The organism is Piscibacillus halophilus (assembly GCF_900110685.1).
GTDB lineage: Bacteria > Bacillota > Bacilli > Bacillales > Alkalibacillaceae > Piscibacillus > Piscibacillus halophilus.
Genome location: NZ_FOES01000019.1, coordinates 33,941 through 47,822, shown reverse-complemented (window position 1 = coordinate 47,822; position 13,882 = coordinate 33,941). Strand labels below are relative to the sequence as shown.

The window sequence follows — 13,882 nt, the reverse complement described above, 5'->3', positions numbered from 1 at the left end:
TGGGTTTTGTTCAAGTAGGTCCATTTGTTTAGCATTAAAAATTGTATTACTCATGTTTAAACACCTCTTTATCGTTAATCCTTACCAGCAGTAGAAATACACGAGACTCCTACGGGAACAGCACGAGCTGAAAATCACCCAAAGTGAACGTTAGTGAACTTTGGGAAGTTGAAGCCGTGCCCGTGGAAAGCGAAGTGTATTTCCACTGCGGCAGATCATAAAATTCTTTTGATAAATCGTCCTAGTTATGACTAATTTCATTATAACAATGAGAGATAATCAACATAACAAAACCCCAGTTAGGAACTTTTTTTTATTAGTCCACTAACTGGGGTATAGTTCATAAATTATCACGGTGGTTCTTTCTTTTAAAAGTATTTGGAACACCCTATAAATTTTCATTCAAAACAATAATGTATTTTATTAAATTCTTCCCTTAAACCTAAAACTTTTTTCTTAATATGATCTATTGTCTTTTCATCCTTTATGATCCCTGAAATATATTCTGCAACTACGTCCATTTCTGACTCTTTCATACCCAATCTAGTCACTTCTGTCGTACCAATTCTAATCCCACTTGGTTTATCCCAATCTTCTGGACGATCTTTAGAAATTAAATTTTTATTAACGATTATATTAGCTTCAGCTAACTTATTTGCAATATGGTATCCCCCACCAAATTCACTTACATCTGCAATGACTTGATGAGTCTCAGTAAATCCTTTATGAGATCCTAGGACTGGAATACCTCTTTCATGAAGCGCTTTGGCAAGAGCTTTAGAGTTGCTAACAATTTGTTTCATATATTCCTCGCCAAATGCAATAAACTCAGCAGCTGCAACTGCTAACGCCGCAACACGATTAACTTGGTGAGTGGCAGCTAGAGTTGGGAAAATTGTATCAGTCAAAGGCTTGGTTAAGTTTGGATCATTCCACAAAATGATTCCACTTTGAGGTCCACTAAAGGTTTTACCTGCTGAGCCCGTTATAACATCTGCTCCTTCATTTAGTGGATCTTGAAATAACCCTGCCCCAATTAACCCTAATTGATGAGCACCATCAAAGTAGACCTTTCCATTCCATTCAGTAACAATTTCTGAAATTTCTTTAACTGGTAGTGGAAATAATGTCATAGAAGCACCTAGTGATACGAGTCTTGGTTTTATATCGCGTGCAACTCGTTCAAATGCATCTAAATCTACTGTTAATTCTTTTTCATCTATTGGGATATCATAAACCCGAACCCCTCTCACTCCTGCTGGACCATCATATCGATTACTAGAATGACCTCCAAATGGTTGGGTTAAACTCATAATCGAATCTCCTGGTTCAGTTAAAGTTGTATATACCGTCATATTTCCAATCATGCTTGCAACTAATCGATGATCAGCATAACTTACTCCAAATGCCTTCTTCAGAAGCTCTATACATAATGCTTCAATTTCATCAATAAACTGTGTTCCAGCAAACCAACGTTCTAATTTACCAATATGACCTTCTGCTGCTCGTGTCCCAACTTCAGAAGATAAAAGTTCTCTTACAAGCGGACTAGTAGGGGCTTCGGGAGCTAATAAATTTAAACATTCATTCCCGCGCCAAATTTCATTTCTCCGAACCGAATTAAAGACTTCATCTACAACGAGTCTTTCGGATTGACTCTTTTCAATCAGTTTTCTCGCCCAATCCAATACCTTTTCGTCATGAACCTCTGTTTTGTCACCTGTCACACTCACTAAAATACCTCCTAATCATTGAGTTAATAAATCGAATAAACTCATCCAGTTCTTTTCTACGAGGCTTGTGACTGTATCTATTTTTGAATCTCGGCATGCTTCTATTATGAGTTGGTGATCACTAACCGAGTTTATTCCTTCAACAGAGTTGAACTTAGCAAATTCTAAACGTCGAATTTTTGATTCCACGGGATCTAATGCTTTTTGTATCTGGATATTTTGGGACAGATCTAAAAACACTTTATGAAACTCATCATCAGCTTCTATAGCATTGATAATGTTTTTAGTTTCTAATTCATTTTTTAATTTTAAATTTATAGTTTCAAGTTTTTCTAAGTCAGATTGGGCAAGGTTTGGTAGGGCTAATTTTGCGGCGAGTGCATGAAGTGAAGCTACAACAGTCGTTGCTTGTTTCACCTCCTCTAAATCAATCTTCGCAACACGTGTGTACGCTCCAGGGTTGGTAAAGACGAGTTCTTCATCTTCTAGTCGGCGTAAAGCTTCGCGTACTGGCGTACGGCTTACATTAAACTGCTTTGCTAATTCCTGGTCATTAACTTTCTCCCCCGGTTCTAGCTCAAGCCGTATGATGGCAACCTTTAATTGTTGATAAATTTGTTCTCTTAAAGATTGTCTTTGAATGGTTTTTATTGAATTTAATGTTTTCATAAAACCAATATATCGCATATTTAATATTAAGTCAATTGTGAATATTCGTAATAAAATATAGCCCGTCTACTCCCTTTAACCATTGAGAATAGACAGGCTATAAATTATTTTCTTACGTTATGAATCCACGCTTGATCTTCATCCATCATTTTTTTAGCTGCGTAAATGGTTAAGAATTGAAGAATAATGATTGGCAGACCCATCAACCCTGATATTACTTCCAGTGGGGCTAATCCACCAATCTGCATCAGAATGAGCGCCAATGTCGTAATAATCGCGGCTGTTAAAATTCGTGCGTATTTAGAAGGTTCTTTACGACTCATATCTCTTTTACTAGAGTAAGCCGCAATCGTATACGTTGTTGAATCGAGCGTCGTCGTCAAGAATATCATTGACACTACAATAAATATGATCATAATCACGCTCGACCATGGAAGAGCTGATAAAATATGAGGAATCACATTAACAGGTTCAGTATCTTCAATGCGATTTAGCACATCTATTTGACCTGTTATCTGAGAGTGAACACCTAGTCCACCCAAAATACCTGTTGCAATCCAGGAGAGGGCTGTCGGTGCTAATAAATAGGTTAAAATCATCTCTTTTACAGTCCGTCCCCTCGATATTTTCGCAGCAAATACGCTATGAAGCATAGCCCATGTCGCACTATAGGCGAACCAAAAAATCATATGACTTTGAATATGCGATGTTGTCTCACTGGCAACAGATTCTGTGTAAAATGATAATTTTAAATAATTGTTTAATAGATGCCCAACTGTATCGGTAAAGTAATCTAATATAAAAATTCCCGGACCTGCAACTAATATAAATACAGCGAGTCCACCAGCAAGATAAATATTAAACGTACTTAATCTCTTAATTCCTTTTTCAATTCCTAAATACGCACTGACCGAAAACATGAAGACCCAAATAAAAGTCACAATCATGGTTAATCCAAATGTAATTTCAATATTTAACAAAGCGGATAAATTCGATGTAATAATCGGGGTTCCAAGGCCGAGCGTCACAGCAGCTCCAGATAAAATACTCACTAAAAATAGAATATCAATAACTTTTCCTCCAATGCCATCAGTAAAACGGTCGCCAAAAATAACGCGACAAGCTTCTGAAATGCGCATTAAAGGACGTTTTTTTACGTGAATCACATAAGCCATAGCTGGTGCTGCCATCACAAAAATCGCAAACACTTGGAAACTCCATAGAAACATACTATAAGCGTTTCCCCATAATAAAGCCTCTTGTGAACCCGGCTCTAATCCAAATGGTGGGTCATTCACCACTTGTGACCATTGCACCATACCTGTTCTCATGATTGTTGAGCCTACACCCATGGCAATTAAAATAGCTGCATATTGAAACAACGTAAATCTAGGTTTTTCATTTGGATCTCCAAAGACTACTTTTCCATATTTAGAAAATGATAAATAGAGTCCTGCACCTAGTAATATTATCGCATACCAAATATAACCCCAACTAAATGCATTTACAATGGAATCAAAAATTGAGTTAAGTAACTCCAATGATTCAGATTCATATAATGAGAATGGAATACTAATCAATATGATTAGTAGAATTGAGGGTAAAAATATACGAAAATCGATCATCTTCCACTTATTAACTAGGAATCTCTGTTTCATACACTTTAACCTCCTAAACTTTGTTTCAAGATAGTGTGATATATACCACTTACAATGTAGATTAAACATATGAATGTTCTTGGTAATAAGGTTTAAGAGGATCCATAACGTGATAATAAATTAATGAAAGGAATCTTTAGGAGGTGATTTCAATGGCAAATCTATTTCCAAACAAACGTGATTTCCTTGATTTTATACCAAAATTATTTGACAGAGACCTTGAAGATAGATCCTTATTCAGTCAGTTTAATGTACAAATCCCAAAAGTAGATGTCATAGACAAAGGTGATGAATACGAAATTAGTGCTGAATTACCTGGTTACTCTAAAAATGACTTAATCGTTGAGTACAAAAATGAATATTTAACTATCAAAGGTCAGAAAAACGAATTATATGAAACTAATAACGATAATGAACAATACATTCGAAAAGAACGTACGTATGGATCATTCGAACGTAGCTTTTATATCGGTGAAATCGACGAACAACAAATCAAAGGAACATTTGAAAACGGGTTATTACAATTAAAAGTACCAAAACCATACAACAAACAAAACAATTCTCAAACTTACCGCATTCTCCTTGATGATTAAAAAAGCTGTTGAGACATTGTTCTCAACAGCCAATTTTATTTATCTAAATGGATTATAGTTTGATAATTCAATCTTTAGCTCTTCCCCACTAACTAACTGGGCAGCTAATTTTCCTAGGTAAGGTCCGATTGTTAGACCCGTTGCACCCAGACCTGTTGCGATTGTGAGATTATCATACGTTTCTACTTTACCAAAGTAAGGTTTAAAATCTGGGCTTTTTGGCCTAAAACCAATACGTACTTCTCCTAATGTCGCATCTTCCAATCCTGGCGCTACACTTAAACCTTCATTCAACACTTCTTGGACTCCACCTGCTGTCATTCGATAATCAAAGCCACTTCCATCTTCTCGTGTGGCTCCAAAAGCGATTCTTGAATCATTAAAGGCCACCATGTAGTGACTAGATTGCGGTAACACTGCCGGCCATTTAGAGGTATCTTCGTCAACTTTCAAATGGACAATCTGACCACGTTGAGCTTCAAGGTTAATTTTTAAATCTAATGGATCCAGTAAGTCATTTGACCAAGCCCCTGCAGCGACGATTACTTCATTTGCTTCAATCGTTTCCTTGCCTATTTTGACTAAAACTTGGTCATCTTTTCTTTCTAATTGAGCTGTATTTTCTACTAATCTACCACCATTATTTACAAAACTATTGACTAAAGCCTGAGTAAGCAATTTTCCATCTACCCTAGCTCCACCTTCTACATAAAGGGCTTTTAATTTTTTATTTAATGGCGGAAAAAGTTCTTTAGCTTGATCGTGATCTAGTTTTTTTACTTCACCAATAAACTCTGTGTCTTTCTTCTTTTTTTGTACATGTTGATAGATTTCATCGATTTCTTTATCATCTTCACTGACAGCAAGTGCACCTGTTAAACCATAGCCTGTATTGGTCTCACCGTCTTTTTCCAATTCACTGATCAAATTCGGATAATATAAAGCTCCACCTCTTGCTAACGTATACCACGCCTGATCGTCAATACTTGAAACCCACGGACAAATAATTCCAGCACCTGCTGTAGTAGCTCTACCTTCCAGATTATTGTCTATTAATACAACGTCATGCCCCTTTTTCACAAGATGATAAGCAGCTGATGCACCAACAATTCCTGCACCGATTACTACATGAGTCATTCAAATCACCCTCCCTGTATCTTTTCATTTAAATTTAGTTTATTATAACAAACACTTTTTAATGTGTTGAAGTCTTAATGTCGATTGTTATAGAAAATGTGAAAAAATTGGGAAAAACGGTACTATTTTGATTGATTTTTATTTCGGCACACGATATAATTTCTCTCGGAGTCACAAATATCACAATTAAAGGGAGGGAGTTTCATGCGTTATTTAGGGGTACTTTTAGTAACTCTTATGCTAATTCTTGCAGCTTGTGGTAGTAACGACAACGCTGAAGAATCAGAAGGATCAACGAATGGTTCTGAACAAAATAACGAAGAAACAGAAAACACAGATGAAGACTCTGATACAGAGGCTAGCGATGAAGAACAAGTAGAATCTGCGATGGATGCTTACAATGAAGCTATGGAGCAATTCCAAGAAGAATATGTTGAAGATTCAACAGTTCAGGAATTCACTTCAATTGAAGAAGTGGCTAATTATTTCATAGAAAATGCACCTGTCACTGAATCGTATGCGCACAACATTGCTGAAACAATTGTTGAAGAAAACGACGGCGAATTAACTTGGGTAGACCAAGATTTCACCGTTACAGTCGATGCGGATACATTTGATATTTACTCATTAGCAGACGATCATAAATTCTTCTTCTTTAGAATTGCTGGAGATGCCGAAGAAAACCGTGGTGATTATACTTACAACCTTGTCAAAGAAGATGACGAATGGTTAATTGATGATTTAGACTTCGAATACTTAGATGGTGAACATCCAGACGATCAAACCGAAGAAGATGAAGAAGAATAATTCATATGAGGCCTTGACCCAAATTAATGGGTCAAGGCTTTTATTATTTTTAACTATAATTGCAACTTTTCCTATTTGTTATCCGTGAATTATATGTAGCTACATAAAAAAACTCTCAGCCTTTTTGACTGAGAGTTTTTACTATATTACCCATTGTAATCATAAAGAATTGGTGAACCTGGTCCTAATTCGATTCCGAATAGCATCCATACAATTAACATTATTGTCCAGAAGATCATAAATGCAATTGAGTATGGGAACATTACGGAGATTAGCGTACCAATACCCATCTTCTTATCATACTTTTGTGCAAATGCGATAATAATCGCAAAGTAGGTCATTAATGGTGTAATAATGTTTGTAGCTGAATCGGCAATACGATATGCCATTTGGGTCATTTCAGGTGAATACCCTAACTGCATCATAATTGGTACGAATACTGGTGCAAGCATCGCCCATTTTGCTGATGCACTACCAATGAATAGGTTGATAAACCCTACAACGATAATAAATAAAGTGATTAAAGGTATACCTTGTAAACTAATCGCATCTAAGAAATTAGCACCTAACACACCTAGAACTAGTCCCATATTCGATTCCGCGAAATAAGCGACGAACTGACCAGCTGTGAAGGCTAGTACAATAAACATTCCCATTGATGCCATTGTATCGGTTAACTGTTTCGCAACATCCTTGTCGCTCTTAATGTTCTTAGTGGCAATTCCGTAGAATAAACCAGGGATAAAGAACAGTAACATAATAATTGGTACTAGTGATGACATGAATGGCGATTGAATAATTGCGCCTTCTTCGCCACGTAATGGTGCGTCTGCTGGTACGATTAATAGAGATGTTAAGACAACAGATACTAGTAGTGAAATACCAGCCCACTTAAGACCTTTTTTCTCAATAGCAGTTAAACCATTTAGGTTTTCACGATAGTCACCTTTATACTCACCTAAGCGAGGTTCTACAACTTTTTCAGTTACCCAAGCACCAACGAATGTTAGTAAGAATACGGATGCAATAATAAACCAGTAGTTCATCGCAATGTTCATCGTTTCAGCGTATGCTGAATCAATGATTTTTACCGCATCAATGGTTAGCTCACCTAACATTGCGTCTGTAGCCGATAAGAATAAGTTCGCACTGAAACCAGCTGACACACCAGCAAATGCTGCTGCAAGACCTGCTAATGGGTGACGACCAAGTCCAGCGAAGATCACAGCACCTAATGGTGGTAATACTACGTAACCTGCGTCAGAAGCCACACTTGACATAATACCTGCAAATACAAGACCTGCAGTAATTAGTTTTTGTGGTACAGATAAAACAAACCCACGTAAGCTGGCACTAATTAACCCTGTGCGCTCAGCAATACCAATACCTAGCATAGTTGCTAATACTACGCCTAGTGGTGCGAATCCAATGAAGTTGTCTACCATGCTTTCAAATAAATATTGAATTCCTTCAGTGCTAAGCAAGTTTTTAACTTCAACTATTTCCCCTTCTTCACCTGGGTGCTCAACACTGACACCAAACATTGAGACGACTGCAGATAATCCGATTACAATTAGAGCTAAAATAGCAAATAATGTAATCGGGTGTGGGAGTTTATTACCTACATTCTCAATCATATCAAGAAAACGCTGAAAAAGACCTTTGCGTTGTTTTTCCATGATGTATAATCTCCTTTCATTCTCCCGATTTCAATTTTTCTGAAAAGTTTGTTTTCAATTAATTTAGTGACGTGAAACATTATAAGGGGTATTCGCTTAAAATTAAACACCCTTTCCAAAACTCTTACTAGAAAAAAAATTCACAACATTGTCACTAATATTAGATATTGCGATTATATAAGGTATTTCACCCCCCTTATTCTATAGGAGGTTATCAGTAGTCTATAGGGTATTTTGGATTTCTATAGGTGCATTTCCAAATTCTATGGGTCCTTTTCCAGTTTCAATAAGTGTAAAACTTATGGCTATGGGTGTTTCTATCAGAATTCAATCGGCATGTTTTTCTATTATATAGGTATGTTTTGGGTTTCTATCGGCGTGTTTCCGGATCCTATCGGCACGTTTCTGATTTCTATCGGCACGTTTCTGATTTCTATCGGCACGTTTCTGGTTTCTATCGGCACGTTTCTGGTTTCTATCGGCGTGTTTCCGATTTCTATCGGCGTGTTTCCGATTTCTATCGGCATGTTTCCAATTTCTATCGGCACGTTTCTGATTTCTATCGGCACGTTTCCATTTTTAAAATTATGAAAAAGCTGCATCCTGTTGGATACAGCTTTTTTTTAGGATTGATCATATTGGTTAACTTCATACAAATCGATGAGTTCTACTTCAGGGTGTTGGTCTTTGAACCAGTTTAATGCAAAATCATTCTTAAATAAAACGACGTAATTTCCTTCGCGATCTTGAACTAGCATATTCCGCTCATCGAATAAGCTTTTATTAATTTTATCATCAGGAAGCCATCTCGGAACTCGTTCACCGAGAGTTTCTAGAATAACTTCAGAGTTGTATTCATTTTTCATTCGATATTTAAACACATCAAATTGGAGTTCACCGACGGCTCCAATGATATAGGACTCGCCTTTGTTTTTGTTAAATAATTGGATGGCGCCTTCTTGTACAAGCTGTTCAATTCCCTTTTTAAACTGTTTGGATTTCATGACGTTTTTGGCTGTAACTCGTTTATAAATTTCAGGTGGGAACTGAGGCAATTCATCATATTCAAACTGATCCTTTGCTTCAAGTAAAGTATCTCCAATTCGATAAATATTCGGGTCATAGATCCCTATAATATCGCCTGCGTAAGCCTCTTCGATGTTATCTCTTGATGAAGCAACGAACTGTTGGGATTGAGACAGGTTTATGGTTTTCCCTGTTCTCGCTAATTTCACACTCAAGCCACGTTCAAATTTTCCAGAACAAACCCTTAAGAAAGCTACACGATCACGGTGTTGCGGATTCATATTGGCTTGTATTTTAAAAATAAATCCTGAAAAATCAGGATTATCAGGTTGAACGACTCCATCTGTTGTTTTTCTTGGTGCAGGTGGAGGCGCCATTGAAACGAACGTATCAAAGAACGTTTTAACCCCAAATGGAGCTAATGCACTTCCGAAAAATACAGGAGTCTGTTCACCTTTTAACACTGATTCGATAGAGAACTGGTCTCCCGCCTCATCTAATAAGGCAACTTCTTCTTCTGCCGTTTGATATTCATCCGATGATTTCAACTCGTCAAATTCAGGTTTTTCAAGGTCCTCGTAAGGAATAAACGTTTCATCTTCATTCCCTTGATACTGAACAAATTGTTTTCCTTGCCGGTCAAAGATTCCTAAAAATCTTTTCCCCATTCCAACTGGCCAGTTCATAGGATAAGTTTCAATATCTAACACTTCTTCAATTTCTTCTAACAAGTCAAATGGTTCTCGCCCTTCACGGTCCAATTTATTTATAAATGTAAAAATTGGAATGCCTCGCATACGGCACACTTTAAATAACTTTTTCGTTTGTGCTTCGATCCCTTTGGTTGCGTCAATAATCATCACAACACTGTCAACTGCAGTTAAAGTTCGATACGTATCCTCACTAAAATCTTCGTGTCCAGGTGTATCTAGTATGTTGATTTGTAAATCTTTATACGGAAAGTTCATCACACTCGATGTGACAGAGATTCCACGCTGTTTCTCAATCTCCATCCAATCGGATGTCGCGAATTTTCCAGATTTTTTACCTTTAACCGTCCCTGCAGAACGAATCAAGTTACCAAATACTAATAAAGTTTCAGTTAAAGTTGTTTTCCCTGCATCTGGGTGCGATATAATCGCAAATGTACGACGCTTTTGCATTTCTTCTTTAATTGACATATTAAAAATCCCTTCTATTTTTTTTATGTTTTGGGATTTTATCTTACATTGGCTGATTCTCCTTTTTGATAAATTCCAAGGATATTTTATTATACACTAATCATATTAGCAATTTCTTTACCTAGGTATGGACCACTCGTTATGCCTGACGCTCCAAGACCATTCGCCACTAATATTCGTTCGCTTCCAGGTAAAGTGCCAATGAAAGGAGCTTTTTCTGGCAACATTGGACGAAATCCAACACGTGACTCAATAAATTTAGCTTTTTCTAAACCAGGAGCAAATTTGAAAGCTGATTTTAGAATTTCAATTACTCCGTTTGCTGAGCTAGTTGAGTCAAAATCATAATTTTCCTGATGTGCTGAACCTACGAACACTTTATGTTCTTCAAAACCTACTATATATTTATTATTCGGAAGCATAATAGCTGGCCACTTAGACGGGTCATTATTAGGCATTTCTAAGTGTAAAATTTGTGTTTTTTGAGAAGTTACATTTAGCGTGATTCCTACTTGTTTTAAAAGCTTTCCTGCCCACGCTCCACTTGTCACAATCACTTTTTCTGCCTCTACCTGAACCCCATTAACTTTGATCGTTTTTTCATCCATAAACTCAGCTTCACCTTGAATCACCTCGGCACCATATTGGGTGGCTCCTTCAATTAAGGCTTGTCTCATCAAATCTCCATTTATTCGAGCACCACCACTAATCTTTATAGCTCCCATACGATCTGACATGATAGATACAGATTGCTCCACTTCACGTCCAGACAGCTTGTATATTTCGTTTATCTCAGGGGCTTCTAGGCGCCTTTCCCCTACATCAGCGATCATTTTATCTAATTTATCATCACTTTTATGTAAATGTAAGGACCCGACTTGAGCATAACTCGTGTTGGTAATGCCTATATCGGCGAGTTCGTGTATCAACTTCGGATAATAATTGGCCCCATTTTTTACGATATTATAGAGAGTTTCATTCTTCTTCTGAGATAACCAAGGGCTTATAATCCCAGCCGCAGAGCGAGTTGCTTCACCTTGGTCTTTTTTATCAATTACGAGGACTGATGCTCCTTTTTTAGCTAAATGGTAAGCCGTTGAAGCTCCCAGAATCCCCGCTCCTATGATGACAAATGGTTTCATATCCACTCTCCTTCAGGTTCAATCGTACCCACAGTTTAACAGAACGATTCCCTTTTCCCAAAGAAAAACAAGGTAGCCTTGAGGACCACCTTGCTAAATTCTTACCATTAGTAAGTTTGAACAAAAATTTTCCCTTTAAACCAAACCGAAATAGCAATCAACATCCCTATTACTCCAAATGTAAACAAAATGAGTTGGATATTGACTCCTGCTGAAGCTAAAGCACTTACAACAGCGTATGCAATAGGATCAAATCCATTCATAGCCAAGAAAATAATACTCATCACTCGCCCCATTATACGGTTTTCTGTATTTTCCTGGGCAGCTGTAAAAAAAGGAATAAATACAAAAGCAACCGAAAATCCAATTAGGAATAGTATAGCTGTTAGGATGGTTAAATTCGTCGCAAAACTAAAGATGATTAAAAATGATAATGAAGCAAATAACCCTATTAAAGATGTAAAACCTTTACGCTTCACCTTAACCACACTCATAATGAGTGTCCCAATGACCATTCCTACTCCTAAACTAACTTCCATATAACTTAAATTAATTGGTGTTCCTCCAAGGAGATCGACTAACAGCGGCATGGCAATTTGTAATCCACCAAAAACAAAAAAGTTTAAAGTAATTAAGACCATAATCCCTATTAGCAAAAATTTGGAGGATTTCATATAAGCGATCCCTTCACGGAAGTCTTCTACCGTACTTTGATTTCCACTATGTTCCACCGGTCCTTCTTTAATTAACGGTGGGAAGACGACTAGAGCAGATAGTAGAACCAATATCGTTGCAACCAGGTAACTTGTGGCGATTCCACTTGTTTCCATGATCAGCCCGGCAAGAATTGGACCAATGATAAACGATATTTGATCGATACCTTGAAAATAGGCATTGGCTTGTTGTAATTGTGATTTTTCCACTACTTTTGGTATAAGTGATGAACTGGCTGGTCCAAAAAAGGCATCTAGCATACCAAATAGACCAACCGTAATAAATAATAAAGTTAACGTCATGGCGTCACTTGCAATCAACCAATATATACAAAGCAAAACGAATGCCTGAAGTAAGTTAGTACCAAACATAATGGTTGTTTTTTTGTACTTGTCTGCTAGCACTCCACCAAACGTAATTAATATTAAACGTGGAACCGTTGCCGTAATTAAAGCGATTCCCAGGACTCCAGGTGAACTAAGAACGTTGATAATATACCATGAAGTCGTTGTTAAAAACATACTAAAGCCGACAATTGCAAAAATTCCAGCAACTAACAGCAACATATATGTTCGATTACGAAATATTGATTGTTTCATCATTAATTTTCTCCTTCATCTTAAGAACTACTCGCTTTTCGTTGAATACAAGATTATCTTATGGTATATAGTTACTATATAGTCAAGAGTGAGGCGATTAGCTATGAATGATACAAGTCAGAAGTATTTCACTACAGGAGAATTTGCGAAACTTTGTAAAGTAAATAAACAAACGCTTTTTTATTATGATCAAATCGGTCTTTTAACTCCCGTTTTTAAAAATGAAAAAGGATATCGTTATTATTCCATTCGTCAAATAGAACTATTTACAGTAATTGATCTATTAAAAGATCTGGGCATGTCTTTAAATGACATACGACAATATGTAGAAAATAAATCTCCCGAGAAATTTTTATCAATTATGTATCAACAGAAAGAAAAGGTTGCGAAACAACGAAGAGAGTTAGAAATGAAGGAAAAAATGATTGATGCAAAAATCGAAGTCATGATTAACGCAGCACATATTGATTTCGATCAAATCAAACTCGAAAAGCTACCAGAACAAACATTTTATTTAAGTAAAAATATAGAAAATATATCAGATGATGAATTTTTTGAAGCATTAGTAGATTTTATTGATGAATTATACGAATCGCAACTTGATACAGGATATCCTATTGGTAGTATTACGACACGAGAGCAAATTCAAAAAGGTGATTTCACTAACTACAGTTACTTATATATGCAGCAACCAAACCCTAAAGAGGGATACCCCTATTTTAAAACTGAGGGAGGTTACTACCTAATTGGATACCATGTTGGGAGTGAGAAAGCTTCATATCATACATATGAACGGCTTTTGTCTGAAGCAGATCGGTTAGATTTATTGGTGGGAGATTATATATTAGAAGAATTCATTTATGATACAGTTGTAAAAAATAGTGAGGAACAATACGTTATTAAAATTATGGTTCAAGTTATACCTAAATCAAAATAGGCAACAT

At 36.6% G+C, this 13,882-nt stretch carries 11 protein-coding genes; 3 read left to right on the top strand and 8 right to left on the bottom strand.

The window, feature by feature from the left end:
* Nucleotides 1-398: 398 nt before the first annotated feature.
* The 3 genes from glyA to BMY57_RS09690 all read right to left on the bottom strand — a co-directional run bounded on the left by glyA (nt 399) and on the right by BMY57_RS09690 (nt 4,060).
* A complete protein-coding gene (gene glyA / locus BMY57_RS09700) occupies nt 399-1,733 on the bottom strand; it encodes a serine hydroxymethyltransferase (RefSeq protein ID WP_091773823.1) in 1,335 nt (444 codons plus the stop codon).
* Between the two features lie 15 nt (nt 1,734-1,748).
* Complete coding sequence (locus BMY57_RS09695; RefSeq protein WP_091773822.1) at nt 1,749-2,402, bottom strand: GntR family transcriptional regulator; 654 nt, start codon at nt 2,400-2,402, stop codon at nt 1,749-1,751.
* A 104-nt stretch (nt 2,403-2,506) separates the two neighbouring features.
* Complete coding sequence (locus BMY57_RS09690) at nt 2,507-4,060, bottom strand: BCCT family transporter (protein ID WP_091773821.1); 1,554 nt, start codon at nt 4,058-4,060, stop codon at nt 2,507-2,509.
* A 152-nt stretch (nt 4,061-4,212) separates the two neighbouring features.
* Here BMY57_RS09690 and BMY57_RS09685 point away from each other — a divergent pair, with 152 nt between their 5' ends.
* Nucleotides 4,213-4,653, top strand: coding sequence for an Hsp20/alpha crystallin family protein (locus tag BMY57_RS09685; RefSeq protein ID WP_091773820.1), 441 nt, complete (start codon nt 4,213-4,215; stop codon nt 4,651-4,653).
* A gap of 39 nt (nt 4,654-4,692) precedes the next feature.
* Here BMY57_RS09685 and BMY57_RS09680 read toward each other — a convergent pair whose 3' ends face one another.
* Nucleotides 4,693-5,790, bottom strand: a complete 1,098-nt coding sequence (locus BMY57_RS09680) for an NAD(P)/FAD-dependent oxidoreductase (protein ID WP_091773819.1) — start codon at nt 5,788-5,790, stop codon at nt 4,693-4,695.
* Between the two features lie 204 nt (nt 5,791-5,994).
* On the opposite strand from BMY57_RS09680, the gene BMY57_RS09675 reads away from it, so the two are divergent.
* A complete protein-coding gene (locus BMY57_RS09675) occupies nt 5,995-6,597 on the top strand; it encodes a hypothetical protein (RefSeq protein ID WP_091773818.1) in 603 nt (200 codons plus the stop codon).
* A 146-nt stretch (nt 6,598-6,743) separates the two neighbouring features.
* On the opposite strand, the gene BMY57_RS09670 is transcribed toward BMY57_RS09675, so the two are convergent.
* The 4 genes from BMY57_RS09670 to BMY57_RS09655 form a co-directional block, all read right to left on the bottom strand.
* Entirely contained in the window at nt 6,744-8,276 is a 1,533-nt protein-coding gene (locus tag BMY57_RS09670; RefSeq protein ID WP_091773817.1) for an AbgT family transporter, read from the bottom strand.
* Between the two features lie 623 nt (nt 8,277-8,899).
* The gene (locus BMY57_RS09665; protein ID WP_091773816.1) at nt 8,900-10,483 is read right to left on the bottom strand and encodes a peptide chain release factor 3; all 1,584 of its coding nucleotides are present in this window, start codon (nt 10,481-10,483) and stop codon (nt 8,900-8,902) included.
* An 89-nt stretch (nt 10,484-10,572) separates the two neighbouring features.
* Entirely contained in the window at nt 10,573-11,625 is a 1,053-nt protein-coding gene (locus BMY57_RS09660; RefSeq protein ID WP_091773815.1) for an NAD(P)/FAD-dependent oxidoreductase, read from the bottom strand.
* Nucleotides 11,626-11,732: 107 nt separating this feature from the next.
* Nucleotides 11,733-12,941 (bottom strand): MFS transporter, encoded by a 1,209-nt coding sequence (locus BMY57_RS09655; protein WP_091773814.1) that lies wholly within the window; start codon nt 12,939-12,941, stop codon nt 11,733-11,735.
* A 100-nt stretch (nt 12,942-13,041) separates the two neighbouring features.
* On the opposite strand from BMY57_RS09655, the gene BMY57_RS09650 reads away from it, so the two are divergent.
* Nucleotides 13,042-13,875 (top strand): MerR family transcriptional regulator, encoded by an 834-nt coding sequence (locus BMY57_RS09650; RefSeq protein WP_091773813.1) that lies wholly within the window; start codon nt 13,042-13,044, stop codon nt 13,873-13,875.
* Nucleotides 13,876-13,882: the final 7 nt, after the last annotated feature.